A 26,279-nucleotide genomic window follows, 5' to 3' on the forward strand; every position below is an offset into this window, starting at 1 on the left:
GGATGGCGTTAACAAGAGGAAAACAAATTGAACTGCTTTGTAAGGAAATTGCCAATGACTATGAGGGATGGGAGTATTCAGCTAAAACATTTAAAGATAAAAGATTAAAGCATACAGATAAGGTGATTATATTTCGTTGGACTGGAAGCTCTATATCTGTGTCTAGTCAGCCTATTGTCGGTATATTAAATAAAAAGATAGAGTTGGTATGGAAGATTTTGAATAAAGGAAAAACTGACAGAACCCAATTTCTACGAATTATGCGTCCCGGAAGCGATGTTCACCCACATCGCAATCGTATAACGGATTTAGAGAAAGATAATGCCGAGGAATACATTCGCGAAGTGTTGGATATTGGCATACGCATGTTGGATGAAAACTGGGATTTTAGCAGTGAAGAAGCTTTGTTGCGCAACCTGCCCGGTTTACTTGAAGATGATTTAGGAACTCGCTATTGCATTGCTCAGATGTTATTGGGTGATTTTGATTACATTGAACGTTTTTACAATGATGAAATAGAGACAATCCGCCCAAAACGTAAAAAAGACCTTGAAACCATCATCGAACATATTCCTGAGTTTAAGGATAAATATGAAAAGCAAGGAATACTTTTCAAGGTGTAAAACTAATAAATAATAATTGAGTGACTCACACGTTTTAGTTCTCGTCATTTTTAAAGAGATAAGGCAATCATCTTCTTCTAAAGCTCAATCCTATGATTGAGCTTTTTTGTTTTTCTTGAAGGAATTTAGCAGACATCCATCCTAAAATATTCATATTTTCAATAAGTTAAGAATCTCATTGGTGATCGGGAAGACACCTATGACAACTCTCCCAAAAAAATATGACACCATCACCAAGACCAAGACCCTCACGGTAGGGGTGAAAAACGCCTATGCGGATACCTACCTTGCGGTACGTGCCTTGGATCAAGCCAAAGACGCGGTGAAAGACGCCAAAGCGGCCTACGAAGACGCCAAGCAAAAAGTGGCGGACGGTAAGCAGCCGAAAAATGACTTAGACTTTTACAAAGCCAACCTCGCTGTGGCGACCGCTAATGTGGCCAGTGCCACCACGGCGGTTGCGGCATATCGGGAGCGGCCGCTGCCGCAGCGTCCACCAGTGCGGGAACGGGCTTTTACGCCACAGCGGGCGTGACCACGCAAACCGACACGACTTCCACTACGACCAGTCAAGGTCAGTGGAAAGGTTCCAACCTCAAAGTGGGTGGCAACACCAGCTTAACCAGTGACAACGACCTCAACATCGAAGGGTCGAACGTCGCTACAGGTGGTCAACTTGCCCTGAATGCCAGCAATATTAATATCACGGCAGGCAAAAATACCCTCACTGAAAGCACTGAAAGCCACAGCGAAGGGGCCAATGCCAGCTATGGCATCACCAATGGCAGTGTGAGTGGTGGCATCAACGCCAACCAAAGCAGCAGCGACAGCCAGAGCGTGACGCACATTAATAGCCAACTGGTAGCCGCTAATCTGGTCAGCAAGAGTGATAACCTGACCATTGCAGGCGGTAAACTGGACGCGGCCAGCATTGACATCACCACAGACCAACTGGTGGTCACCAGTTTACAAGACACTTCCAGCAGCCACAGCGAGAGCTTAGGTGGCAACATAGGTGCCGGTGGCGATGGCATCAGTAATATAGGCGTCAACGCCAGCCAAAGTGAGGCCGAGCGTGCTTGGGTGGCACAACAAAGTGGCATCACGGGTGGTCAAGTCACTATTAAGGCAAAAGACACAGCCATAACCGGTGGTGTGATTGCTGCGGTGGATGAGCAAGGGCAAACCACCGACAAACTGACTCTCACCACAGAGAGGAATAATACAGGACAGGCATAACTTAGTTGACTGGCTAAAAAATATACTGTAATTTTATCCAGTATATTTAACGTTGGAAAAGGAGTTTCCAAATGCCTAGAGCCCGATATCAACAAATCAGTTTAGACAGCACTCCTTACTATCACTGCATTTCTCGATGTGTTCGTCGAGCCTTTCTTTGTGGTGAAGATTCCGTTAGCGGTAAGAGCTTTGAACATCGTCGAGGGTGGATTGAGGCGCGTTTATTGTTGCTTGCCGAAGTCTTTGCGATCGATGTGTGCGCTTATGCCATTATGAGCAACCATATTCATGTCGTGCTTCATATTGATGAACGAGAAGCAATGGAATGGACAACGAAAGAGGTATTAGAGCGTTGGCATAAGTTGCATAAAGGTACTTTGTTCACCGAACAGTACGTTAGTGGTCAGGATTTGCCTGATTATGCTTTGCAACAGGTTGAAGCCTCTGCAGAAGTCTATCGAGAACGCTTGATGGATATTAGCTGGTTCATGAGAGACCTCAATGAGCCTATTGCTAGAATGGCTAATCGAGAAGATCAATGTAGCGGCCACTTCTGGGAAGGCCGTTTTAAATCTCAAGCATTACTGGATGAAGCGGCGCTGATGGCCTGTATGGTGTATGTGGATCTGAATCCAGTCAGAGCTGGCATTGCAGAAACACCCGAAGCATCAGATTACACTAGTGTAAAGCAGCGAGTAAAATCAGCCAAAGCCAGTGAACAACCCAAACCGTTATTGGATTTTATTGGCTATGATCGAGCAGAAAGCCCAAAAGGACTCAGTTTCAAACTATCTGAATACTTGGAACTTGTTGATCTTACGGGCCGCATCGTAAGGGAAGATAAACGAGGCAGCATTGATCTAAACTTAATGCCGATTCTTAAGCGTCTGAATATTTCCCATCAAAACTGGTTAACCATTGCCACGAAATTCGAACAAAACACTCATAGCGTAGTAGGTCAAACAGAGAGTTTACAAGGTTATAAAAATGCCCAACCGAGGTCGAGACCAAATCAAAAATGCTGTCAGTTACTGGCCTAGAAGCAATACTTGAAATCAAATGTCCTCAGAGTAGACGTAATGTATATACGACATACCAACTCGCCTGAAAAACGCGTTTTCCAAATCAAAACCGCTCAGCCTACTTAGAAATATTTCACTGATACGAGTTTCCATGAGTTTCTCAATAACAAATAGAAATGAGGCGGATAGCTTGTTAGTCTTCTCTTTAATTGGGTGTCTTGTATCGCCTTGTATCGCCGTCTCAACTTCCTATCCTCAATATGGATCTGGTGGGGCTCGACAATTGGTACCAACTGAAACTATAAATATTACTACTGATAAAATAGATATTCTTCCAAGTAAGTGACTTATGATGAACGAAGAGCAAGCACAATACGCATTAATTGGTTTAGTAAATAAATACCTTACCTCTGATCCAGAAATTGATAATATATTAAAAATTATTAATGATAAGTCTAGACCCGGATTACCAATCCGGGGTGTGCTAGAAAAAATAAAAAAATATCGAACAATAGAATATTCTGAATTAGATAAAGATATTATCGAAGAGCTTCTATATTTATATGGCTAATAAATTTCAACGAGCTGAATTTTCAATATTTTCAATAAGTTAAAATCCTTTAACTTCTTCCAAAGCTCAATCCTGCGATTGAGCTTTTTTGTTTCTCCAGAAAAAACCAAAATTACCAAAGCCTTAGGTCAGCTCACACAATTTAACAAGACCCCCGCCTTAAGTTGCCAACAAAGTGGGCAATGCGGAAGTGGATCACAGGCAGCTTTATGCGTCAGAAATTATGGCCATTAAAGACGTGAGCAAAAGCTACGCGGAGCAAGCGGGCATCACGCAAAATCGTGCGGAAAAAGTCTTAGGTGACAATTTACGTTATTACGTGGACAAGGACTTCCAAGAAAAAGCCAATGCTAATGGATTTGTGCCAGACGACAAGGTATTGGCAGTGTTGGCAGAGTCGTTGGAGGGTGAGGATTACTTAACTGGTGACCTTCCTGTCGTGGAACCCAATTACAGTACTGAAGATGTCATCACTGGTATAAAAAATTATGAGAACAATCAAAGTTACGACTTTAATAACTCGATCATTGGCGGTGAGGCACTTATCGGAGAGGCATCTGATAAAACAGGACGAGATCAGATAGTAAGAGAGTTTTATGATCAAAACTATCTGATTAATGCAACGGACGATGATAAGGCGCTAATGGAATTTGCAAGACAAGCGGGTATTCTTAAAGAGACGGATCAAACCGCAGAGGATGTTAAAGACGGAGTTATTTACCTATTAACGTCGAATCCAATAGAGACGGTGCCACAAATTGTTAATGGGATCGCAGAAGAAGTGCATGACATCATTACGGATGTTGGTCAATACGCTTCGGACAAATACAAACCTATCGAAGAGAAATACATCGCTTCGAACCTTGCTCAACGTGCGGGTGACTTCTACGAAGCCGGTGTGCTTAAAGGGGAAGGGCAAGTCAAGACAGGTGTCTTAGGTATTGAAATTGTTACTAGTGTAGTGGGCGCTGGTAAAGTTGTTAAAGTGGCTACAGACGTTGCTGCAAAAAAAGCCGTTGAGCAAGCTTCGAAAAAAGTGGATTTTGTTGATACTGACAGTGAGATGATTGGAAGCATCGATGTTAGTATGGAGCCTGAAGCAAATTTTGCTGGAAACGTTGGAGATGTTAGTGATCCATCGATAGGTTCAATCACTGAACATATGGTTGAAGCTTCTGTTAAAGGGAAACAGATTTACGGCGGACATGATTCAGACAATTTTTATAAAATTTTGAGTGAAGCTGGTGGTGAAATAAAAGGAAGTCCCGATGAGATTGCGCCAGGTATTTACGAAATAAAATATACTTTACCAGGAAAGACGTATAAGAATGGCTCAGCTTCGAAGACAGTTTATGACCCAGAAGTTTATCCAAATATGAATAAGTTAGCTGATGCAGCTGCACATAAAGCTTTAACTGAATATCAGTTAACTGGAAATGTTCCTGATACGGTTGATGTCGGCGGTATTAAATTCAAAACACCAGTTGTAATTAAAGATGGAGGCGAGCTTCCAATTGTTCCAACTGTTTATCCCGTTGGAAAGGCTGATTAATCGATGACTAATTGGGATGTGGTGCCTAGTGATGAATCTTCTCACCTTTATTTACCTTTAATCTTTGCGTTGAAAGGATATGGCTGTTCTGATAATCCGAAAGGTTTTTATCTTGATAAGTTTCTAGATGAACTACCCTTTGAGGTTGGCGGAGAGCCTGGATGGTTTATTCGACCAGTTGAAGAAGGGTATTTGATTTGGAATTCTTTAGTGTGCCCTAATGAAAAGGTATACAGCAAAACAGAATTTTTGTGTGCTTTAAAAAAAATTTTATCTGCATATATTGAAAACTTTCCAGAGGAAGAGGTTTCTGTTTGGAATATTTTAAATAATTACTTTCTTAATTCTGAATAACAATAATTTAATATAAGGAAATAATACAGGACAGGCATAACTTAGTAGGTATTCACCCTTCAAGGGTGAAGTTTAATGATCAAGGTTTCCCTGATTTTTCACCCTATTCTAAGGCGCAGGTTGACATCAAAGGTTTGACCGGTAATTACATTAAAGACGCAGCGATGGCCAACAAGGCTGTTGGCTTAAAAATCACTCCAGATGGGTATGTTTGGCATCACGTTGAAAACGCAACAACGATGCAGCTCATACCTAAAGACATACATAATGCAGCCCGTCACACTGGTGGAGCTGCGGTATTGCGTAATTAGTAAATTGTGGAATTTTCTTAATGAGCGTAAAATTCTCTAAACCAAAAGCTATTGAGAAAAAAGACATAGATCTTTTTGCTCAGGCTCTAGGCTGTTCTATAACTGATGACTTGAAAAAGTTTTTTGTAGAGTTCAATGGTTCGAAACCTGAGACAAATATTTTCACTATCAGTCAAGATAATGAGTCGGGAGTTAATGAATTGATTCCTATCTCCAAAATTTTGGGAGAGCGTAAATATTTAGATCATGTCGGGGAAAGAGTTTTCCCGGTGGCAGTGGCTGAAGGCGGTAACTATGTCGTTATCGACCTTGACCAAGGTCAATCAGTTTATTTTTGGGATCACGAAGAGCCACAAAATATGATTAAGTTGGCAAGTGACATTCTCAAATTTTTAGATGCCTTGGTTCCGTTTGATCCGGGTAGTGTCGAGTTAAAAGAAGGGCAAGTTGAGTCAGCATGGATTGATCCAGACTTTTTAAAAAGCTTGAAATAATTATCTAGCCCGCATTCGCGGGCTTTTCAATTCATCAACACATCCATCCTAAAATATTCATATTTTCAATAAGTTAAGAATCTCATTGGTGATCGGGAAGACACCTATGACACCACAAATGAAACCATCACTAAGACTAAAACCCTCACGGTAGGGGTGAAAAACGCCTATGCGGATACCTACCTTGCGGTACGTGCTTTAGATCAAGCCAAAGACGCGGTGAAAGACGCCAAAGCGGCCTACGAAGACGCCAAGCAAAAAGTAAAAGACGGCAAATTGCCGAAAAGCGATTTGGACTTTTACAAAGCCAACCTTGCCGTGGCGACGGCTAATGTGGCCAGTGCCACCACGGCGGTTGCGGCATCGGGTGCGGCCGCTGCCGCCGCAGCGTCCACCAGTGCGGGAACAGGCTTTTACGCCACAGCGGGCGTGACCACGCAAACCGACACCAGCTCGACCACCACCAGCCAAGGTCAGTGGAAAGGTTCCAACCTCCAAGTGGGCGGCAACACCAGCTTAACCAGTGACAACAATCTCAACATTGAAGGATCGAACGTCGCTACAGGTGGTCAACTTGCCTTGAATGCCAGCAATATTAATATCACGGCAGGCAAAAACACCCTCACTGAAAGCACTGAAAGCCACAGCGAAGGGGCCAATGCCAGCTATGGCATCAACAAGGGCAGTGTGAGTGGTGGCATCAACGCCAACCAAAGCAGCAGCGACAGCCAGAGCGTGACGCACATTAATAGCCAACTGGTGGCCGGTAATCTGGTCAGCAAGAGTGATAACCTGACCATTGCAGGCGGTAAACTGGACGCGGCCAGCATTGACATCACCACAGACCAACTGGTGGTCACCAGTTTACATGACACCTCCAGCAGCCACAGCGAGAGCTTAGGTGGCAACATAGGTGCCGGTGGCGATGGCATCAGTAATATAGGCGTGAACGCCAGCCAAAGTGAGGCCGAGCGTGCTTGGGTGGCGCAACAAAGTGGCATCACGGGTGGTCAAGTTAACATCACCGCAAACGATACCAGCTTAACCGGGGCGGTATTGGCGTCAACCAATGCACAGGGCGAAGACAATGGCCAACTGACCCTCACCACCAAGACCTTAAATGTGTCGGACATAGAAGACATAGACGAGAGCAAAAACCTCGGTTTCAGTCTGTCCGGTGGTGGCGATACCACCAACATTGGGGCCAACTTTGATGGCTATGAAAAAGCCCAAATCACCAAAGCCACCATCGGCCTTGGCAATGTCACAGTCGGTGGAGACGATATCAACGAACAAGCCCAGTTCGCCGACCTCAACCGCGATGTCACCAACAGCCAAGAAATCACCAAAGATGTTGAGCGTGGTGGCTTAAACGCCAACCTCAGGGTAGACAACCGCCTATTAACGGAAACGGGTCGTCAGAAGATTGCGAAAGACATTACCGACACAACTCAACATGCCTCAGAGATAGCGCAAGCTGTAGTAGATGTCATGGATACCAATCAGGGTGTGGTAGAGGTCTTCGATAATGTTAAGAATTATGCCATTGAGCGGACGGCATTAGTCGAACGCGCGATGGATAAAAAGGCACAAGAAAAGCTAAAAGGAGAAGAAGGAGCTGAGGGCAGTCAGGAAGGCATGCAAGAACTCAGTGATGCTTTAACGAAAGCACAGGGCTTGGAAGAGAAAGCCAATGTTGCACTGTACGATGGCAGCCTAGTTCAAGATGACACCTTAGTGATAGATAAGACTGAGGTAAACAAATCTGAGGTTGAAGGGGCTTATCACGAAGGCGGCAATACTATCTATGCGAACATAGATAAAACCGATATGACGGACAGCAGCAAGGTGGTTGCAACGCTTGTTCATGAGCAAACGCGTCATCGTTTAAGTCAAGAAGGCAGTACTGGCAGTTTATCACGAGATGACCAAACCACCTTGGCGACGAACCATGGTGACAGAGCCGAAGAAGTTTGGAACGCTTACAGCAAGCTAGCAGGCATTAGTACCACCAGTAGCACATCGCAATCTTCGTGGAATGCAGCAAACCGTAATACCTCGGTGGTGCAAGCAGGTACGAAACAGATTGTTGGTGTTAATAACAGTGAACTCAAAGCCAGACAATTTACCCGTACGGAAGCCAGTTTATTGGATCAAGCCAGAGCGAAGATCCAAGACAGCGCTTTGTCGGAGGAAGCCAAAGCGGAAAAAATCACTGAGCTTGAGCAAATTGCTTGTGCAAAAGTGAAGTGTGCGGCAGGGGTATCTGAAAATGATCAACTGTATGACAGCCTGAACGCTTTACAAAAAGCAGGAGAGGAACAGGTTGCCAGCGGAGAAAATATTTACGATGTGTTACACAAATTAGGAGTGAAAACACCAACAAAATCGAATGGTCGTATGGGAGGACGATCTGAAAGTACCTTTGGCTATAACGAAGTTACCGCGTTAAATGATGCTATAGACAGTAATGAAAAACTGGTCACCAAGACCACACAGGTTGCATCAGCAATGGCAGGTGGTGCGGAAGTGGCTACGGGTGCGGCATTATGTGCGACAGGTGTTGGTTGTCCTGCTGGGGGTGCTCTAGCGACCTTGGGAGCGATTACTGTAAAACAAAGTGTTGATGCACTGAATTCAGAGTATGTGTATAAAAGCGGCCAACGGGTAACGGATTCATTCTCCCTTGAAACGCATGGTGGCAGTCATAACCCAGCGCTGGATGCTGCGGTAGACCTAGGTGTCAGTGTGACAAGCGGTGCGGTTGTCAAGACGGCTTTAAAACTCGGAGATGATGCGTATGATGCCGCGAAGAGTGCGCTGAAAGATGGAGCTGGTGCCAAGGGGACTGATAATGTAACCAACGCTGAAGGGTTTAAGGTACCAGATACGGTTACTCGACAAGATAATGACTTTAAGTCACCTACTTTTATAGATGACAAAGGTAATATTAGAGATAAAGCATATATTAAAGATAACGGTGATTTAACACCAGTCGATCCGAATGGAACTGTGTCAGTTAAATCTCATGTCCAAGGAGGGGCTAAAAATAACCAAAATATTTCTACGTCCGACCCTTCGGGCTCTGGTACCCCCAAGGTCTATGGTTCAGAGAAAATAGAAATTGATACGAAAGGATTACAAGAAGCGATTAATCGTGGTGAAGTCAAGGATGTAAAGATTATTACACCTAAACAGGTTCTGAATGAACTAACATCTGACTTAGAAAAAGCTCAGAAACGTTTTGATATGAACCCTAGTGTTACAAACAAGAAAAAATTAAAGAGTGCTATTAGTCGTTTAAATAATGCTAGCCGTGATAATGAATGTATAATCTCCGGTGGTTGTGTTCCTTCAAAATTCATTAAAAAGGTTGAATAATGTTATCGTTTAAAGAGCGAGTTGGAGAGGAAATTTATCATATACTCTATTCTTACGAGGATAAGCATGGGAATGAATTTGAAGATCGTGATGACCTTCTTTTGTGTGAAGATGAAGATATTCCCTTAGAGCGAGTTAAAAAGCTGAAGCTCTTAATCTCTTATGGTTCATCTGATAAAGAAGTGATAATCGCCTTTGAAGCAGCCAAGCTATTATGTGCTTGGGGAGAAGTTGAAGGGATTAAATACATGAAATATTTCATGGAAAAATACTATGGTGATCTTCGTTCATCGTACCCTATGTCACATCATCGTTTGTATGGCTATGACACAACAGTTGAAGAGATAGAAGAGGTTATTATGTGTTATCAGGCGCGATGGAGTGATCGTTTGGCGGCACAGGGTAACTCAATTTGTCCTGAAATAAGGCATATTGTTACTTTAATACTGAATAGAGCGAAGCTCTGTGAACATAATATGCTAGGTATAATCCAAGAGATAAAACAAGAAAAATGGCACTATTTCGATACCCAATTAAAAGAATGCATGATTGCTTATCTAGAAAAAGAAGATCAATCACGCAATAGCTATTGGAATACCATCGATCTGAAAGTTTTTTTTGAAGAACGGGATCCGGAATTTTTATCAAAAATTGAAGAGAAATATGGGGTTATTGATATTCCTGACTCTGTAAGAAATCAGATCTGAGTTGTGTTAGTATTTTGCCGAGAAGATTTAGTCCTTTCCAGTTTTTTTGTTCTAGTATGAGTGGATCTGTTTTATGTAGGCCGACACCCCATATAGTGTCAACAGGGCTTGATTCTACTAATAACGATGGTGCTGTTTTTAAAAGCTTTTTCATAAATTTGGGGTTTTGAGAGAATTTTGCTTCGTTTCCAGTGTAAACGATTTCTTCTCTATGACTCTCCCAAATAGTATCGTCATAATTTTTGATTAGTCTTCCAATTGCTTTTTGCTGCTTTGGATCATCACTAGATAGGATGAGACCAGCAGCGTTCTGATCATTAAAAAGAATTGCTTTTTTATACATCATATATTGTTCAGCGGAATTAAAAGTTGTTCCTTCTATTTTGAAAAGGCAAGGTTCCCACTGACTAAAAGTGCCACTCCAAAAAAAATAATACTTTCTATCTGGTGAATAACTCATTGATTTCGACTTTATTAAGATATTTGAATATGCAATATTTGCGAATGATGTTTTATCGTATTGTAAAACATTTTAATGAAATTATGAACTTAATGAGGAACCTAACGTAAATTTAGTAAAACACTCACTTTAAGTTATTTCTAAGGCCATAATACAGGACAGGCATAACTTAGTTGACTGGCTAAAAAATATACTGTAATTTTATCCAGTATTTTTCACGTTGGAAAAGGAGTTTCCAAATGCCTAGAGCCCGATATCAACAAATCAGTTTAGACAGCACCCCTTACTATCACTGCATTTCTCGATGTGTTCGTCGAGCCTTTCTTTGTGGTGAAGATTCCGTTAGCGGTAAGAGCTTTGAACATCGTCGAGGGTGGATTGAGGCCCGTTTATTGTTGCTTGCTGAAGTCTTTGCGATCGATGTGTGCGCTTATGCCATTATGAGCAACCATATTCATGTCGTGCTTCATATTGATGAACGAGAAGCTATGGAATGGACAACGAAAGAGGTATTAGTGCGTTGGCATAAGTTACATAAAGGTACTTTGTTCACCGAGCAGTACGTCAGTGGTCAGGATTTGCCTGATTATGCTTTGCAACTGGTTGAAGCCTCCGCAGAAGCCTATCGAGAACGCTTGATGGATATTAGCTGGTTCATGAGGGACCTCAATGAGCCTATTGCTAGAATGGCTAATCGAGAAGATCAATGTAGCGGCCACTTCTGGGAAGGCCGTTTTAAATCTCAAGCATTACTGGATGAAGCGGCGCTGATGGCCTGTATGGTGTATGTGGATCTGAATCCAGTCAGAGCTGGCATTGCAGAAACACCCGAAGCATCAGATTACACTAGTGTAAAGCAGCGAGTAAAATCAGCCAAAGCCAGTGAACAACCCAAACCGTTATTGGATTTTATTGGCTATGATCGAGCAGAAAGCCCAAAAGGACTCAGTTTCAAACTATCTGAATACTTGGAACTTGTTGATCTTACGGGCCGCATTGTAAGGGAAGATAAACGAGGCAGCATTGATATAAACTTAATGCCGATTCTTAAGCGTCTGAATATTTCCCATCAAAACTGGTTAACCATTGCCACGAAATTCGAACAAAACACTCATAGCGTAGTAGGTAAAAAAGAGAGTTTACAAGGTTATAAAAACGCCCAACCTAGGTCGAGAGCAAATCAAAAATGCTGTCAGTTACTGGCCTAGAAGCAATACTTGAAATCAAATGTCCTCAGAGTAGACGTAATATATATACGACATACCAACTCGCCTGAAAAACGCGTTTTCCAAATCAAAACCGCCCAGTCTACTTAGAAATATTTCACTGATACGAGTTTCCATGAGTTTCTCAATAACAAATAGAAATGAGGCGGATAGCTTGTTAGTCTTCTCTTGAATTGGGTGTCTTGTATCGCCGTCTCTTTGTTTGAATTAAGCTCACCGGCTCACAATGTTAAGACAGGCCAAGGAGCCGAGGCTCTGCACCCCTACAAGACTAATCGTGGCAGGGAGTTGAACGGCGAAGGTTCCGGCCCTAACAATAGCGCTCACCCTGATAAACCAGTAGACAGAACCAAGTTTGATAAAGACAGGAATCAATACTGGCAGGATAGAATTCAGGAAATTGATGGGGGTAGTTGATGTTGCCAGATAGCGTTACTAAATATTTATCACAGAATTTGAACTGGTGCTTTGAAGATACCTATTCACATGATCAAAAGCAGTTCATCATTACAGACGAACATAAAGATTATTTTTGCGGCTCACTAAGGTTAAAAATATCGAGTTCTGCTTTTATAGATTTCTATTCTGTAGTCGCTTTTATCCCATTAGGGGCTGGCTCCGAACTATTCAACTTGGAATCAATATTAGAAGAGAATACAGTTGGCAGTCGTTATCTGCGTTTTACTTCGATTGAAGGTGAAGGCAGCTATTTTTATGATGTCGAAACTGACGCGGTTTATGACGTGAACTGGGGTGAAGAAGAACTGATGGAGTCAGGCCAGAAAGAACCTTGGTTTACTTCCTTCTTTGATTTTCTTGAGTGGTATTACTCTGGCGTATAAATTTCGCACGTGCGAAATATTGCAGGATACGCAAAAGGTTAACATTGTGCTGCATGAGTGATGGTGTGTTTTTATGTTTTATGAAATGATTTACTGTGATTCAGTAAAATACAGTAAGAGTTAAGTACTTATCAGGACAGGCACCTTAAGAACTCAGTGCTTCCAAGAATTTAACAAGACACCCACCTTAACTCTTAACCTTTTCAATAAGTTAGAATCTTTTAACTTCTTCCAAGGCTCAATCCAACGATTGATCCTTCTTGTTTCTTCTGAATAGCCCAAACCACTAAAGCCACCATCGGCCTTGGCAATGTCACAGTGGGTGGACTTTCCATTGAAGAAAGCATCAACGAACAAGCACAGTTCGCCGACCTCAACCGGGATGTTACCAACAGCCAAGAAATCACTAAAGATGTTGAGCGTGGTGGCTTAGACGCCAACCTCAGGGTGGACAAGCGTATGTTGATGGAAGCAGGGTGTGTTGAAATTGCCGAAGATGTTGCAAAAACCGATATGCTGGTCGACAGCGTCATATTGGTGTGATGAAAATCCAGTCCTTGATTAAGCATTGTGAGCATCGAAATATGTCAATGCCTTATTGAATATTAAGGCTTTTTCTTCAGTAAAAGTTACTAAAATCTTGCTAGCCTGCTATTCTCAACGATTAGGGCAGAAGAAATGATCACGTTGGCAGAAATGTCGGTTGTTTCGTTATGCCTCTCTTATGTTTTAAGGAAGAGAAGGGATTTATATGAATATGTTGAATGCCAGTATGGTAGGTTTTTTGTTGATCGCCGCTATGATGTCAAATCTTGCCCGAGCCCATGAGGCTGGGACTTGGTTGGTTCGAGGTGGTGTCGGCAGTGTTATGCCACAAGAAAGCAGTGGTGATGTATTGGGAACTGGTGAGTTTGAGGTCAGTAATGATACTCAGCCGACGGGCACCATTAGCTATATGTATACGGATCATGTTGGCTTTGAGACGATTGTTGCTTTGCCTTTTGTTCATGATGTGAGTACACCAGGATTAGGCAAGATTGCTGAAGTTTCTCAATTACCTTTCTCCTTTATGGTGCAATATTATTTTGGTGAAGCGACCAGTGATATTCGACCTTATGTTGGCGGTGGTGTTAATTACGCCGTGTTTTTTGATGAAGAAACCGAAGGGAATTTAGCCTCTGACACTGCTTCAGTGGATGCCTCCTTTGGCTTAGCGGCCCATGTCGGAGTTGATGTAACCGTGTCTAATCAATGGTTTGTCAATGCTTCTCTATGGTATTTGGATGTGGATACCACAATTAAAACGCAAAACTCGGGTAATTTTGATATCACGCTTGATCCAATTGCCGTGGTGTTAGCGGCAGGTTACCAGTTTTAGTCTTAAAACTTATGTCTTTCAGAAAACAACCCCATTTTATGATGGGGTTGTTTATGTTTGTTGTGTGATGTTCTGTACTTTCCATAGAGATTAAGCTTTTTCTAGAATAAAGCTCCAAGAGCCATTAATATTTCCTTGTGTTGTTTCAAGGAAAGACAATGAATATCCAATCCGTAGTAAGCTTTTGTCTCTTTTTTTTCTATTCCATTTCGGCCAATGGCGCCAATGATTATCAATACATTGATTATGCACTTGGTATCAGTGACTTAGAAAACACCCAATCCAATGGGGATTACGAATCATTTTCAGGTTCTTTTATAATACAAGATCAGACTTTTCTTGCTTTTGAGGCCAATAACTATCACAAGCAGGGGGTGTACGATATTGATTTAACGGGTTTTGGTATTGGTTCTTATACGGACTTTGGCAGAGCAACGGATTTATACGCTCTCTTACAGTTGATTGTTGTGGATTTGGAAAATAATAACGATAAAAGGGGCTTGCGCTTGTCCCTTGGTGTGCGCTCTAGTATTTCAAGCCGTATGGAGCTGGCCGGGAAAATATATTATGAGGATGTTTATGAAAAAAGCAGTAAAAGTTATGCCCTGGCGCTTAGATATTATGTGACGACAGATTTTTCCGCTGGACTAGGATACGACATGACCAATATCGCTGAGGATGATATGAATCATTTATACGCCGCTTTACGTTTAAATTTTTGAATGCGGGTGAGTTTGGCATAGGATCAAAATTCATCTGATGTCTCTTTATTCAATAATATGTGTTTTATAAAACCAATAATTGTTATTGTGTAACATATCTAACTTGTGGTCATTCTAGGCTGTGGCGATTAGCTTGAGTCATTACTAATGCTTGTGTGAGTGGTATGAATCGTTTTTTTCTAACAGCATGACACAATGCTAAGGAAGGTGCGAATAAACCATATTAATAAGGAGAATTGAGTGGATAATTATTTGCTCTATGTGGGAGTGGTAATGGCGACAGTGAGTTTACCGGGCCCCGCGGTTTTACTCACCTTGAACAATGCTGTTCAGAAAGGCCTTATAAAGACGTTTGCAGGAATCTCGGGTATTGCTTTGGCTATCTTGTTAGTCGCAACTTTATCAGCTACCAGCTTAGGGATTATTTTAGCCGGTTCAGCTGTGGCGTTTAATCTGATCAAAATAGCTGGTGCTGTGTATCTGATTTACCTTGGCGTTAAACTGTGGCGAAGCAAAGTCAGTTTTATAGAACAAACTAGCACAAAGGAAAGCTCTCTATTTAGGTGTTTTATGGAAGGCTTTTTAGTCTCTATTACGAACCCCAAAGCCATTGTTTTTTTCATGTCAATTTTTCCTCAGTTTATTGATGTGCACCAAGCCTATATCCCCCAGTTTGTATTATTGGCTGTGACCTTTAGCTGTGTCGTGGTGGCCATTCATACTCTCTATACTCTGTTTGCTTTGCGGACAAAACGTAAGATCAATGAAAATCACAAAGCTTCACAGGGGATCAGTAGAGTACTTAATAAGATGAGTGGCGGTATATTCATCGGTTTTGGTGTTGGTTTGGCTGCGTCCAGTAGGTAGCCTTGTCTCACTAATTGAATAAATGGCTTCTCATTCAACTTTCATTGTGAGAGACCATTGTGAGAGACAGTCATTTTGGATGCTATTATTCATTAAAAAATACTGCGGTCTTGCCTGTGCCGTTTCTTGTCTGTTTTTGAAAATCATTGTTTATAAAACGACGATGAAAAGTTACACCTTGTTAATTGTAAAATCACGAGACTGAAAGCTGGCCAATTTTTATGATTGGCCAAGTTTAGTTTTGATTAAATCATCAAAATTTCTCCCGAATCTCCATCCGATATGATCATATACGCAATTTTCTTCTAATAGATTTTATAACAAATTAATAAAAATAATATAAATATCAATTGGTTATGATTTTTAAAAGGGTGGCATGGACCTTGCCATAAGGAAATCTGTGTTTTGTCGTTCCTGGTATTAGCGAACTTGAACACAGCATGACTTGTAACGAAAAATAAAAATAAGGGTAAACCATGATATCTAGCTTGCTTCATGACGTGTTTTGGCAGAGCTGTCTTCTGTCAAAAAGTCATCTAATCACACCACAATGCTCTCATCCAGATTTAGACATTTCCATGGGAAGTAAATACGACAAAAGACAATGGTAACGGATACACATCCCTAACAATTGGCTTTTGTAGATTATTTCGAGGGAAGTTATGAACCAGTTTATTGGCTAAAGCAACTGCTGCGTTACGCCTATCCATTCTATTTAGATATAGAGGTTGGCGTATGGGTAAGCCTTATTGTAAGTAGCTTTCTGAGATTCTTGATTCTGAACTCACAATAAAAACAAAATGGTGTTTAAATGAAAATAAATACATATGAAAATCGTCTTTTGTCGATTCTATTTCTTTGTTTCGGCTTTGTCTTTTTTGATCGACTGGCCTTGTCTTATCTTTTCCCTTTTATTGCGCAAGATTTGCAACTGACCAATAGTCATTTGGGGATTTTATCCTCCGCTTTGTCGGTTACTTGGGCTTTATCTGGTATGACCTTGGGTCACATTGCCGATAAAAAAGACTCGAAAAAACTGATTCTAGTGGTGTCAGTTATTGCATTTACCTTGTGTTCTGTCCTTTCTGGTATTGTTACCAGCTTTGTTAGTTTGCTGTTTTTCCGTTCCCTTATGGGGGTGGCTGAAGGTCCTGTTTTGCCTGTTGTTCAATCCTTGATGGCTTCGGCTTCTAACCCTAAACGACGCGGGTTAAATATGGGCTTGATCAATGCCAGTGCGCCAGGTTTGATTGGTGCTGTTATTGCTCCTGTGGTGTTGGTATGGATAGCAACTGAATACGGTTGGCGTTCGGCTTTTTACGCGACCATTATTCCAGGTTTGGTTGTGGCAGCTTTAATTATGTTGTTTGTGAAAAACAAATATGAGCACCCGAATACCGAACCAATGATGGAGACTGATAGTAAAACCAGCATTAAGGATTTACTTAAGCATCGTAATATTGTGCTGTGTACCATCATTTCATGTGTTTATGTTTCTTGGTTTGTCACCATTATCACCTTCACACCAACTTACCTGATTAAAGCGCGAGCGCTTTCACCTGATGTGATGAGTGGCATAATGGGCGCATTAGGGATTGCCTGGATGTTATGGGGTTTTGTGGTCTCTTTTGTTTCTGATCGTATTGGACGTAAACCCGCTATGATCTTTTTTACTCTGGTAACAACAGCCTTCCCACTGGTACTGATTTTTGCTGAGACGGACATGATTTTACCCCTCGCTTTCATTACTTATACTGGGCTTGGGTGTTTCACTTTATTTATGGCAACCATTCCAGCAGAAACGGTATCCCCTCGACAAGTAGCGACTGCGCTTGGTTTGATTATGGGGGTTGGTGAACTGGTTGGTGGTTTTATTACGCCTATCATAGCTGGTGTGCTGGCTGATCAATATGGTCTGGATGTTGTTATGTGGATAGGGGCAGGGACCTCTTTCACTGTGGTGATATTGTCACTATTTTTGCAGGAAACAGCTCCAGCTGTTATCTCTAAACAAGAGGGTAAAGCGGTTTCCTCTTTATCCTAATGAATCTGTTGTAATTCTGTCATTCATACCCACAGGGAGGTGGGACTAGTTTTCTTCCAACATTTTTTCAAAACATCTTTTCTTCAAATACTTTTTCTCCAATTGGTTTTAGATCGACTTTAAAAATCGGTTTCTTGCTTTCAGTATTTCAAATCGAATTTCATTACCTTTGACTATCACCAGTTCGATGTTGCTTCTGGTTGAAACTTGCTGAATTTGGGAAAGCGCTTTTTTTTAGTGCGGAAGAAGGTTGGATGTTACACAAGTGTTCTTTTTTATTTCATCTCTTCTCTTTTATAGACAATCTTATAATGCTTTCAATCTGAATTGAAAGACATGGGTGATATCAAAGCACTGTCTTTTAAGCACTTTCTTGTAAACACTGTCTTAAAAGCCCAGGGGATCATTCAATAAGGTTAGATTGGCAAAGGTTTTGCTTTCTTGATAGGAAATAAATATTCCTTTTGGTGCTTTTTTAAAGCTGTTAACGGTTTTTTTAATCAAACTGAACAATAGAGAGGGGAAAATGGCTAATTCTTGGCGTATGTCTGCTTTATCTGATCGCCATCGGGCGCTCGGTTCAACTCTTGAAGATTGGAATGGTATGGGGACTCCCTGGACCTATGACAGTGACTTGGCGCTGGCGCATGAAGCCATACGCACCAAGGCTGGTTTGATGGACGTATCTGGTTTGAAGAAAGTGCATTATGTTGGACCTCATGCAGAGAGTTTGCTGGATTATGCCACCACTCGTGATATGTCCAAGCTTTATCCTGGTAAGTCGGTTTACGCATGCATGCTCAACGATGAAGGTAAGTTTGTGGATGATTGCATTGTCTATCGAACAGGGCCTAATGCCTTTATGGTGGTACATGGCGCGGGGAAGGGAGATGAAATGTTAGCCCGAAGTGCCCTTGGGCGTCAGGTGGCGATGTTATTTGATGATGATCTGCATGATATTTCTTTACAAGGCCCGCTAGCCATTGATTTTCTTGAAGAGCATGTACCAGGTATTCGTGACTTAGCTTATTTTCATCATATGCAAACACGCTTGTTTGATTGTCCTGTGATGATTTCGAGAACGGGTTATACCGGTGAACGGGGTTATGAGATTTTTTGTAAAGCGGCGGATGTGGGATTGCTTTGGGACACCATTTTAGAAAAAGGTAAACCTCTTGGCATTATTCCTTGTGCTTTTACTGCCTTGGATATGCTACGAGTGGAAAGCTATTTGCTCTTTTACCCTTATGACAATTCAGAAATGTACCCTTTTCCAGATGAAGCGGCTGGAGACACATTGTGGGAGCTGGGATTGGATTTCACCGTCTCAAAAGACAAGACCCAGTTTCGTGGTGCCATCGAACATTTTCGTTTACAAGATACACTCAGGTTTAAAATATTCGGTGTGTTGCTAGAGGGTGATCAAGCCGCAGCGGAAGGGGATACGCTTTGGGTGGATGGTAAACAGGTTGGTGTGATTACTTGTGCTATGTATTCACGCTTAACCAATAAATCCATGGCCATTGCCCGTTATGATGTGGCCTATGCCGTTCAAGGTCAGCCACTTCAAGTCAAGGGCAGTATTGAAGTGGCTGCTGTGGCACATAGCTTGCCATTTGATGATCCTGAAAAGAAAAAACGCACTGTTAAAGGCTAACGATTAGGAGAGGTTATGGAAGCGGACTTTGATTCAAGCATAAAGAGTCGTCCTCTGTATCAAGCTATCAGTATTAATGATAAAGCGATTTTTTCTTTGTTTGTGGTAGAAGCTGGCCAAGATTCAAATTTACAGGCGTTATATCAATTTTGTGATACGCAAAAAGCCATTATCACTTTGCCACTCACTGAGTTATCCGATTCTTCATTGAAAGGCTTTGAGCGAACAATCTGTCCGGATGTTTTGTCCGTTGCCTTTGCGAACTTGCCCATGTCTGCGCAATTGTATGTTAGTGGGTCGGAAGCGTTTCTGTGGGATGTCCATAAATTGGCGGTACAGGCTGGTCTGTTAGCCGAACAGATTAGGCTTAGCCAACCGACGACACCGGCTCGTCGTGTTTTTTGCACTCATTGTTACAACCAAATGGAGAATGTTCTTCATACCCCAGTTGAGTGTTCTGGTTGCGGTTTACCCTTGTTAGTGAGGGATCATTTTTCGCGGCGTTTAGGGGCTTATGTTGGTTTGAATATTAATGCTGAAGATAAAACTGAGTTACCGGCAAGGGAGGCATTAAAATGAATAATGGGCAATTATCAGTAAGAGTTGTTGGCATTCATCAAGTTGCTCCGGCCATTCGTGAGTTTGTTTTGGAAGCCTGTGAAGATGCTCCAACCTTGTTGCCATTTTCACCGGGTTCCCATGTGGTAGTCACCATGCAGGATGGAGCAAAAAAATACTCTAATCCGTATTCCTTGTTAAGCGATCCAAATAATACTATGCAATACAAAATCGCGGTGCGATTACAAGATCAGTCCCGTGGCGGTTCTGTGTATATGCATAAAAAAGTTAAAGTCGGCGATTGCTTAAGTATTTCCGCTCCGGCGAATTTATTTGCGCCTTATTGGCGCGCCAAAAAGCATTTGATGTTGGCGGGTGGGGTTGGTATCACCCCCTTTCTATCGTTTTTGCCTGAGATGCTAAGGCGTCATGCAAAGGTTGAATTGCACTATATGTTTGATGGCTCAGTGACGGGAGCCTATCAAACAAGGTTATCAGACATGCTGGGTGACAAATTGCATTGCTACGACTCCAATCAAAATACGCGCTGCTCTATTGCTGATGTGATGGCTGAACAACCTTTAGGAACGCATCTTTATATTTGTGGGCCAGAGTCTTTGTTGAATAGGGTCAAAGAGGTTGCCGCAGACATAGGGTGGCCGCAAAGTGCGATTCATTACGAAGCTTTTACGGCACCAGCACCGGGTAAAGCTTTTGCGGTGACATTGAATAGTGGAAAACGTATTGATGTTGCTGACGATGAAAGCTTATTGGACGCATTGGAAGCAGCCGATGTGGCGATTCAAAGTTCATGCCGTGGTGGTGTGTGTGGACGTTGTTTTACTGGCGTGTTGCAAGGACAAGTGGAACATCGCGATGAATTTTTATCCTCGTCAGAAAAATCCCGTCAAGATTGTATGATGCCCTGTGTATCGCGCGCGATCAGCGATACGCTGGTGCTCGATTTATAAAGGAAACGAAGTATGCGAGTTGCACCAAAACCGATTCAAACTTTTCGTGATGATTTTTCTTATACCAATAGCTCAGATGCGATTAAACGCTTTCCTTTCCCTTTTCCTGATGACACCTATCGTTATTCGGTCAATATAGAGCCGCATTTGCCAAAAGAGGGTAAGGGCTCGGCCTATGAGTTTTTTTATGATGTGGATGAGCATTACTTGTCGGAAATGGCGGAACGTGATCTTGTCTTGCGCAAACGTCCTTCCAGTTGCTTGATGTTGCCACATATGGATTTGGCCTGTTGGGATTTAATTGATGTGTCCATGACGCATCTTGCTAAGGATTATCCAGAATATTTTACCTTAGCCAAAAATGACGATCAGTGGTGTTGGGAAAATAAGCTGTTAAAGATTAAGGATGAGTTTGTCTTCGGTGATTCTTCAAGCTTACCCATGCCACCTATGGAATACATAGGCAGGCAGGTTCAGGGAGATTTAGTGCTTATGGATCAGCGCGATCAAAATCTCTTTATGGACGCGGGTATTTTGACTTGCCCTGCGGATTGGTCATTGGCTTTTGATGTGGGCATGTCATTTGCCGAATGGCATGGTCCGGTTCCTTTTGTACACAGTGAAGGCATTATTGAACGAGCGCTTAAATTTTTAATATCGATTCCTCAAGGTCAAGCAACACGGCGCTTGAATTGGACCTTAACCGTTAATCCAAGAATGGATGTTTCGCCAGAAACCTACCCTGAATGGGGACCGGATCGCTTGACGGTTACGCCTGATAATATTGCTGAAAAGGTTTTTCTAAGAGTCGAGTTGCAGGTATTTGATCGTATGCCACGCAGTAATGCGTTGATGATGAACATCCGTACTTATTTAATGAATATGCAGGATCTGGTGACCAATCCAGTTTGGGCAAAAAGGCTTTATCATGTTATGAAAACCTTGCCACCAGAGTTGGTTGAATATAAAGGCTTAACCCGTTATCACCCAATGCTGGTGGATTGGTTAGCAAAATATCAAAAGTGATATCGTGGATTGTAAGTGATGGCGCTGTATCTCAAGCTGTGGCTTATAAGTAAGGGGATAAGCGTGTTTAACTGTCCTCAAAAACTTTTTCCATATCGACTTTTTTGTTTTCCCAGAAGTCCAGATTGAGGTGGCTTTCAATCTCTTTTAAGTGAATTTTCATGCACTGAACCGCCGCACTTACATCATTTTGTTCAAGGGCGTCCACTATGTCTTTATGGTCGTTACAACCACATAGGTCGACCGCTTCTATTTGATAGAGAGAAATGATTAATGAACTCCGGGTGATGAGATTTTGTAACATATCAGTCAGTACTGAATTGCCAGCCAGTCTTGCCAAAAGTAAATGGAATTCGCCGGACTCTTTAATGATTTGACCACGTTTATTTCGCTTGATGGCCTCTAATTCTGTTTTCAACTGCTTTTTTAAGATGGCTATGTCCATTTGTCGGCATTTTTCACTTAGGGTCTCAATGATGCCTCGTTCCACAATGGATCTTGCTGTAAAGACTTCTCTCGCTTCTTCTACGGAGGGCTGAGAAATACTGGCGCCTTTATTGGGCACTATGGTCACAATACGGTTAAGTTCTAATCTTTTTAACGCTGAACGAACGTGATTTCGGTTGGCTTTAAGACGAGTGACCAATTCGCCCTCGACCAGACGTGTCCCCGGTGGTAGGCGCTGCTCCGCAACGGCGTTACTGATAACATGAACAAGGCGCTGGATTTCAGATTCTTTGTTAAGGGACATAATATATAAAAGATTGTTAGCAATATGAGATTTTAAATTTACTGTCTCTTATTCACTAAATCAAATGATAAATTTGCACTAATTGAGTACTTTGTGAGCAAAAGTGCACCAAAAAATCCTATTTTTTCGATAGGAAGCCAAACATCCCATTCTCCATAAAAAGTAGTCAAGATACACATTTACAAAACATGGCACCACAATTGCAATATTTAAATTCATGATTGCTAACAATTTTGGATGTTAATGTATGTCGGGTTCGGTTGAGTTGGTTCAGACGACTAAAATTTATGATCAGGTTGCGGTAGTGGATGCCATCAATGTCAAGGTGGAGAAGGGAAGTTACTGTTGTCTGCTGGGCCCAAGTGGTTGTGGTAAAAGCACCACTCTTAGAATGATTGCAGGTCATGAAAGCGTTACTGAAGGCGACATTCTACTGAATGATCGTAACGTGACGAATTTGACACCACGACAACGTGGCACCGCCATGATGTTTCAAAACTATGCCTTATTTCCTCATATGACTTGCCTAGACAATATCGCTTACGGTTTAAAAGTTAGCGGCGTTAATAAAGCGGAACGCCATGCTCAAGCTAATGAAATGTTGTCTCTGGTGAATATGTTAGAGCATGCGAATAAATTGCCGGGTCAGCTTTCTGGTGGGCAACAACAGCGTATCGCTTTGGCTCGAGCCCTTATCTGTAAACCAGATGTGGTGTTATTGGACGAACCACTGTCGGCACTCGATCCATTTTTGCGCATTCAAATGCGTAAGGAATTAAAACAGCTACAGCAACAGCTTGGCTTAACCTTTATTCATGTTACTCACTCACAGGAAGAAGCCTTTGCTTTAGCGGATCAAGCCATTGTGATGTCGGCCGGTAAAATTGAACAAGCCGGTTCCCCAAGAAGCATTTTTGAATCCCCTAAAACAGAGTTTGTAGCGAACTTTATCGGCGGACACAATGTTCTCACTGTGTCTGAAGCAATGCCTATACCAGATGTAACGAACACTTTCTCGGTGCGAGCTGATCACATTCAAACCACTTCTACTTCTGATGATGACATTGTTGTCAAAGTACAAATTATAGACGTTGAATTTCAGGCTCAATTTTATCTATTGGAAGCCAAATTAGAAGATGGTCAACATCTAATTTGTTATTTACCGGAAGATAAATTCAATACCGAACTGATGACGATAGGTAAGTCTATTAACCTGTATTGGTCCCCTGAGCGGATCAATGCGTTTCACTGTTAGTCAACCCAAACGGAGACAACAAATGAAAGATAAAGCGATAATTGATCCAACACATCAAGCGGATAGCCCTGCTACTGAGACGGCAGCAAAGACTCCGTCTTTTAGCCGTCGTTCGTTATTGAAAGGAGCGGCCAAAGCAGGTGTTGCGGCGGGTGCTATCTCTGGCTTCCCGATGATTTGGGCACAAAATATTAAAAACGTGACCTTGCGTCAGTTTGGTACAGGGGTGTCGAATCTTAATGCCATTGCAGATAAGTGTAAGGAAGATTTGGGATTTAACTTACAGCTTACGTCATTGGATTCTGACAGTGTCACGCAACGGGCTGTGACTCAGCCTAAGTCCTATGATATTGCAGATATTGAATATTGGATATGTAAAAAGGTGTTCCCAGCGGGCGTCATGCAACCTTTGGATACCAGTAAATTAAAGAACTTTAGCAAAATTTCACCGCTTTTTATCACTGGTAAATTGACACCAGATTCTGAAATTGCACAAGGGACTGCACCTCATACGGTGGGCTTTGTTGAATCCAAAGGATCCACCAAATTTGCCACAGAACAAACCAATTGGATGACCTTGATTCCAACTATTTACAATGCCGACACACTGGGTATTCGTCCTGATTTGGTTGGTCGCCCCATTACCACTTGGGCAGACATCATGGATCCGGCCTATAAAGGTAAAACCTCAATTTTAAATATTCCATCCATTGGCATCATGGATGCCGCCATGATTTGTGAAGCAATGGGCGAGATTAAATACGCTGATAAAGGCAACATGAGCAAAGCGGAAATCGATAAAACCATCGATATTTTGATTGCCGCGAAGAATCAAGGCCAATTTCGTGCATTTTGGAAGTCATTTGATGAATCAATAAACTTGATGGCGTCTGGTGAAGTGGTGATTCAGAGTATGTGGTCTCCAGCGGTAACAGCCGTACGTAGCCGCGGTATTCCATGTGTATATCAACCTTTGAAAGAAGGCTATCGAGCTTGGGGCGGTGGTTTAGGCTTGGCGTCTCATTTGTCTGGTCTAGAGTTGGAAGCCGCTTATGAATACATTGACTGGTACTTATCTGGTTGGGTCGGTGCTTACCTGAATCGCCAGGGCTATTACAGTGCTGCACCTGAAACCTCTAAGAATTATATGACACCTGACGAATGGGGCTTCTGGATAGAAGGTAAAGCTGCGAAAGGGGATATTTTAAACCCAGATGGTAAGGTCATGGAGAAAGCGGGTGCCGTTCGTGATGGAGGTTCTTATTGGGATCGTATGGGGGCTGTTGCCTGCTGGAACTCAGTAATGGATGAGAACAAGTATATGGTCAGAAAATGGAACGAGTTTATCGTTTCATAATCTGTCTTGGACAAGAGGGCAGGAAGCCCTCTTTTTTATAAAGGTTTACTATCACATGGCGTTATCAAAAAACCATCACAGTTACTGGCAGTCTTTGCCGCTTAGCTTGGTACTTTTAGGCTTTCTCGTTTTTCCTATAGGCGTGATGCTCGTGGTTAGCTTTTGGGATTACAATGAATACTCTTTGCTACCCGACTTTATTTTTGATAATTACGAGTTTTTATTAACCTCAAATGTGACGTTAAAAGCTTACTTACAAACCTTAAAATATGCCTTTTTAACTTGGTTGTTTACCTTTGGAATCGGTTTTACCCTTGCCTATTTTTTAGCCTTTCATGTGCGTACACAAAAAATGCAAACGGTATTGTTTTTACTCTGTACTGTGCCGTTTTTCACTTCGAATATTATTCGTATGATTTCTTGGATTCCGCTACTTGGTCGAAATGGCTTGGTGAATTCCGCATTACAGACAGGCGGTTTCATTGATCAGCCAGTGGATTGGCTGCTTTATAGTGACTTTGCCATTATTCTTGCTTATGTCCATCTCTATACCATGTTTATGGTGGTGCCTATTTTTAACAGCATGATGCGAATTGACCCTAATCTTGTGGAAGCGGCTTTGGATGCAGGAGCCGCACCTTGGCAAATTATGAAAGACATTATCCTGCCCTTATCAAAGTCCGGCATCATGGTCGGTAGTATCTTCGTGTTTACTTTGGTGATGGGGGATTTTATTACCGTCAAAATTATGGGGGGCGGTATTAAAGCCAATGTTGCCACGCTGATTTATAACGAAATCTCTTTACTTCAGTATCCTGCCGCTGCCGCTGGTGCCATTGTCTTGCTGATTACGGTGTTAATGATGTTGATGATTCTGTTTCGTTTAGTGGATGTCCGCAAGGAGCTTTAAA

General features: G+C 42.1%; 27 protein-coding genes. 25 read left to right on the plus strand and 2 right to left on the minus strand.

Going from position 1 to position 26,279, the window contains the following annotated elements; genetic code table 11:
* Positions 1-2: 2 nt before the first annotated feature.
* The 11 genes from ABXS85_RS01850 (at position 3) to ABXS85_RS01900 (ending at position 10,254) form a co-directional block, all read left to right on the plus strand.
* Positions 3-623, plus strand: a complete 621-nt coding sequence (locus ABXS85_RS01850; RefSeq protein ID WP_353668355.1) for a hypothetical protein — start codon at positions 3-5, stop codon at positions 621-623.
* A 199-nt stretch (positions 624-822) separates the two neighbouring features.
* Positions 823-1,158 (plus strand): TolC family protein, encoded by a 336-nt coding sequence (locus ABXS85_RS01855; RefSeq protein WP_353668356.1) that lies wholly within the window; start codon positions 823-825, stop codon positions 1,156-1,158.
* Positions 1,155-1,862, plus strand: a complete 708-nt coding sequence (locus tag ABXS85_RS01860) for a hemagglutinin repeat-containing protein (RefSeq protein ID WP_353668357.1) — start codon at positions 1,155-1,157, stop codon at positions 1,860-1,862. Before ABXS85_RS01855 ends, ABXS85_RS01860 begins: the two co-directional genes overlap by 4 nt.
* Positions 1,863-1,933: 71 nt before the next feature.
* Complete coding sequence (locus ABXS85_RS01865) at positions 1,934-2,902, plus strand: transposase (protein WP_353668358.1); 969 nt, start codon at positions 1,934-1,936, stop codon at positions 2,900-2,902.
* A 331-nt stretch (positions 2,903-3,233) separates the two neighbouring features.
* A complete protein-coding gene (locus ABXS85_RS01870) occupies positions 3,234-3,455 on the plus strand; it encodes a hypothetical protein (RefSeq protein WP_353668359.1) in 222 nt (73 codons plus the stop codon).
* A 223-nt stretch (positions 3,456-3,678) separates the two neighbouring features.
* Entirely contained in the window at positions 3,679-5,007 is a 1,329-nt protein-coding gene (locus ABXS85_RS01875; protein ID WP_353668360.1) for a CdiA family toxin C-terminal domain-containing protein, read from the plus strand.
* A 3-nt stretch (positions 5,008-5,010) separates the two neighbouring features.
* Positions 5,011-5,361: a hypothetical protein gene (locus tag ABXS85_RS01880; RefSeq protein ID WP_353668361.1), complete on the plus strand. Its 351-nt coding sequence runs from the start codon at positions 5,011-5,013 to the stop codon at positions 5,359-5,361.
* 65 nt (positions 5,362-5,426) lie between these two features.
* Entirely contained in the window at positions 5,427-5,672 is a 246-nt protein-coding gene (locus ABXS85_RS01885; protein WP_353668362.1) for an HNH endonuclease, read from the plus strand.
* Positions 5,673-5,692: 20 nt separating this feature from the next.
* On the plus strand, positions 5,693-6,166 hold the full coding sequence (locus ABXS85_RS01890; protein WP_353668363.1) for an SMI1/KNR4 family protein: 474 nt from the start codon (positions 5,693-5,695) through the stop codon (positions 6,164-6,166).
* A gap of 156 nt (positions 6,167-6,322) precedes the next feature.
* Positions 6,323-9,547: a hemagglutinin repeat-containing protein gene (locus ABXS85_RS01895; protein WP_353668364.1), complete on the plus strand. Its 3,225-nt coding sequence runs from the start codon at positions 6,323-6,325 to the stop codon at positions 9,545-9,547.
* Positions 9,547-10,254, plus strand: coding sequence for a hypothetical protein (locus ABXS85_RS01900; protein ID WP_353668365.1), 708 nt, complete (start codon positions 9,547-9,549; stop codon positions 10,252-10,254). The genes ABXS85_RS01895 and ABXS85_RS01900 overlap by 1 nt, the downstream gene beginning before the upstream one ends.
* Here the strand turns inward: ABXS85_RS01900 and ABXS85_RS01905 are convergent.
* Positions 10,217-10,714 carry an NADAR family protein gene (locus ABXS85_RS01905; RefSeq protein WP_353668353.1) on the minus strand — a complete coding sequence of 166 codons (498 nt, stop codon included), beginning with the start codon at positions 10,712-10,714 and terminating at the stop codon, positions 10,217-10,219. The genes ABXS85_RS01900 and ABXS85_RS01905 overlap by 38 nt on opposite strands.
* A 239-nt stretch (positions 10,715-10,953) precedes the next feature.
* Between ABXS85_RS01905 and ABXS85_RS01910 the strand changes: the two genes are divergently transcribed.
* The 11 genes from ABXS85_RS01910 to ABXS85_RS01960 all read left to right on the plus strand — a co-directional run bounded on the left by ABXS85_RS01910 (position 10,954) and on the right by ABXS85_RS01960 (position 22,005).
* On the plus strand, positions 10,954-11,922 hold the full coding sequence (locus tag ABXS85_RS01910; protein WP_353668366.1) for a transposase: 969 nt from the start codon (positions 10,954-10,956) through the stop codon (positions 11,920-11,922).
* Positions 11,923-12,356: 434 nt separating this feature from the next.
* A complete protein-coding gene (locus tag ABXS85_RS01915; RefSeq protein WP_353668367.1) occupies positions 12,357-12,782 on the plus strand; it encodes a hypothetical protein in 426 nt (141 codons plus the stop codon).
* 318 nt (positions 12,783-13,100) lie between these two features.
* Positions 13,101-13,325, plus strand: coding sequence for a hypothetical protein (locus ABXS85_RS01920; RefSeq protein ID WP_353668368.1), 225 nt, complete (start codon positions 13,101-13,103; stop codon positions 13,323-13,325).
* Between the two features lie 208 nt (positions 13,326-13,533).
* A complete protein-coding gene (locus tag ABXS85_RS01925; protein ID WP_353668369.1) occupies positions 13,534-14,160 on the plus strand; it encodes an OmpW family outer membrane protein in 627 nt (208 codons plus the stop codon).
* Positions 14,161-14,318: 158 nt separating this feature from the next.
* A complete protein-coding gene (locus ABXS85_RS01930) occupies positions 14,319-14,882 on the plus strand; it encodes a hypothetical protein (RefSeq protein WP_353668370.1) in 564 nt (187 codons plus the stop codon).
* A 240-nt stretch (positions 14,883-15,122) separates the two neighbouring features.
* Entirely contained in the window at positions 15,123-15,749 is a 627-nt protein-coding gene (locus tag ABXS85_RS01935; protein ID WP_353668371.1) for a LysE family translocator, read from the plus strand.
* An 811-nt stretch (positions 15,750-16,560) separates the two neighbouring features.
* On the plus strand, positions 16,561-17,793 hold the full coding sequence (locus ABXS85_RS01940; RefSeq protein WP_353668372.1) for an MFS transporter: 1,233 nt from the start codon (positions 16,561-16,563) through the stop codon (positions 17,791-17,793).
* A gap of 526 nt (positions 17,794-18,319) precedes the next feature.
* Positions 18,320-19,450 (plus strand): aminomethyltransferase family protein, encoded by a 1,131-nt coding sequence (locus tag ABXS85_RS01945; RefSeq protein ID WP_353668373.1) that lies wholly within the window; start codon positions 18,320-18,322, stop codon positions 19,448-19,450.
* 15 nt (positions 19,451-19,465) lie between these two features.
* A complete protein-coding gene (locus ABXS85_RS01950) occupies positions 19,466-20,029 on the plus strand; it encodes a dimethylamine monooxygenase subunit DmmA family protein (RefSeq protein WP_353668374.1) in 564 nt (187 codons plus the stop codon).
* Entirely contained in the window at positions 20,026-20,979 is a 954-nt protein-coding gene (locus ABXS85_RS01955) for a PDR/VanB family oxidoreductase (protein ID WP_353668375.1), read from the plus strand. Before ABXS85_RS01950 ends, ABXS85_RS01955 begins: the two co-directional genes overlap by 4 nt.
* Before the next feature lie 12 nt (positions 20,980-20,991).
* Positions 20,992-22,005 carry a DUF3445 domain-containing protein gene (locus ABXS85_RS01960; protein ID WP_353668376.1) on the plus strand — a complete coding sequence of 338 codons (1,014 nt, stop codon included), beginning with the start codon at positions 20,992-20,994 and terminating at the stop codon, positions 22,003-22,005.
* Positions 22,006-22,072: 67 nt separating this feature from the next.
* On the opposite strand, the gene ABXS85_RS01965 is transcribed toward ABXS85_RS01960, so the two are convergent.
* Positions 22,073-22,756, minus strand: coding sequence for a GntR family transcriptional regulator (locus ABXS85_RS01965; RefSeq protein ID WP_353668377.1), 684 nt, complete (start codon positions 22,754-22,756; stop codon positions 22,073-22,075).
* Positions 22,757-23,003: 247 nt separating this feature from the next.
* On the opposite strand from ABXS85_RS01965, the gene ABXS85_RS01970 reads away from it, so the two are divergent.
* Genes ABXS85_RS01970 through ABXS85_RS01980 form a run of 3 tightly spaced genes read left to right on the plus strand, consistent with a single transcriptional unit; the run spans position 23,004 to position 26,278 of the window.
* Positions 23,004-24,011 carry an ABC transporter ATP-binding protein gene (locus ABXS85_RS01970; protein WP_353668378.1) on the plus strand — a complete coding sequence of 336 codons (1,008 nt, stop codon included), beginning with the start codon at positions 23,004-23,006 and terminating at the stop codon, positions 24,009-24,011.
* Between the two features lie 22 nt (positions 24,012-24,033).
* Positions 24,034-25,368, plus strand: coding sequence for a PotD/PotF family extracellular solute-binding protein (locus ABXS85_RS01975; RefSeq protein WP_353668379.1), 1,335 nt, complete (start codon positions 24,034-24,036; stop codon positions 25,366-25,368).
* Between the two features lie 55 nt (positions 25,369-25,423).
* Positions 25,424-26,278 (plus strand): ABC transporter permease, encoded by an 855-nt coding sequence (locus ABXS85_RS01980; RefSeq protein ID WP_353668380.1) that lies wholly within the window; start codon positions 25,424-25,426, stop codon positions 26,276-26,278.
* Position 26,279: the final 1 nt, after the last annotated feature.

The sequence above is a fragment of the Marinomonas sp. THO17 genome (assembly GCF_040436405.1).
Classification (GTDB): domain Bacteria; phylum Pseudomonadota; class Gammaproteobacteria; order Pseudomonadales; family Marinomonadaceae; genus Marinomonas.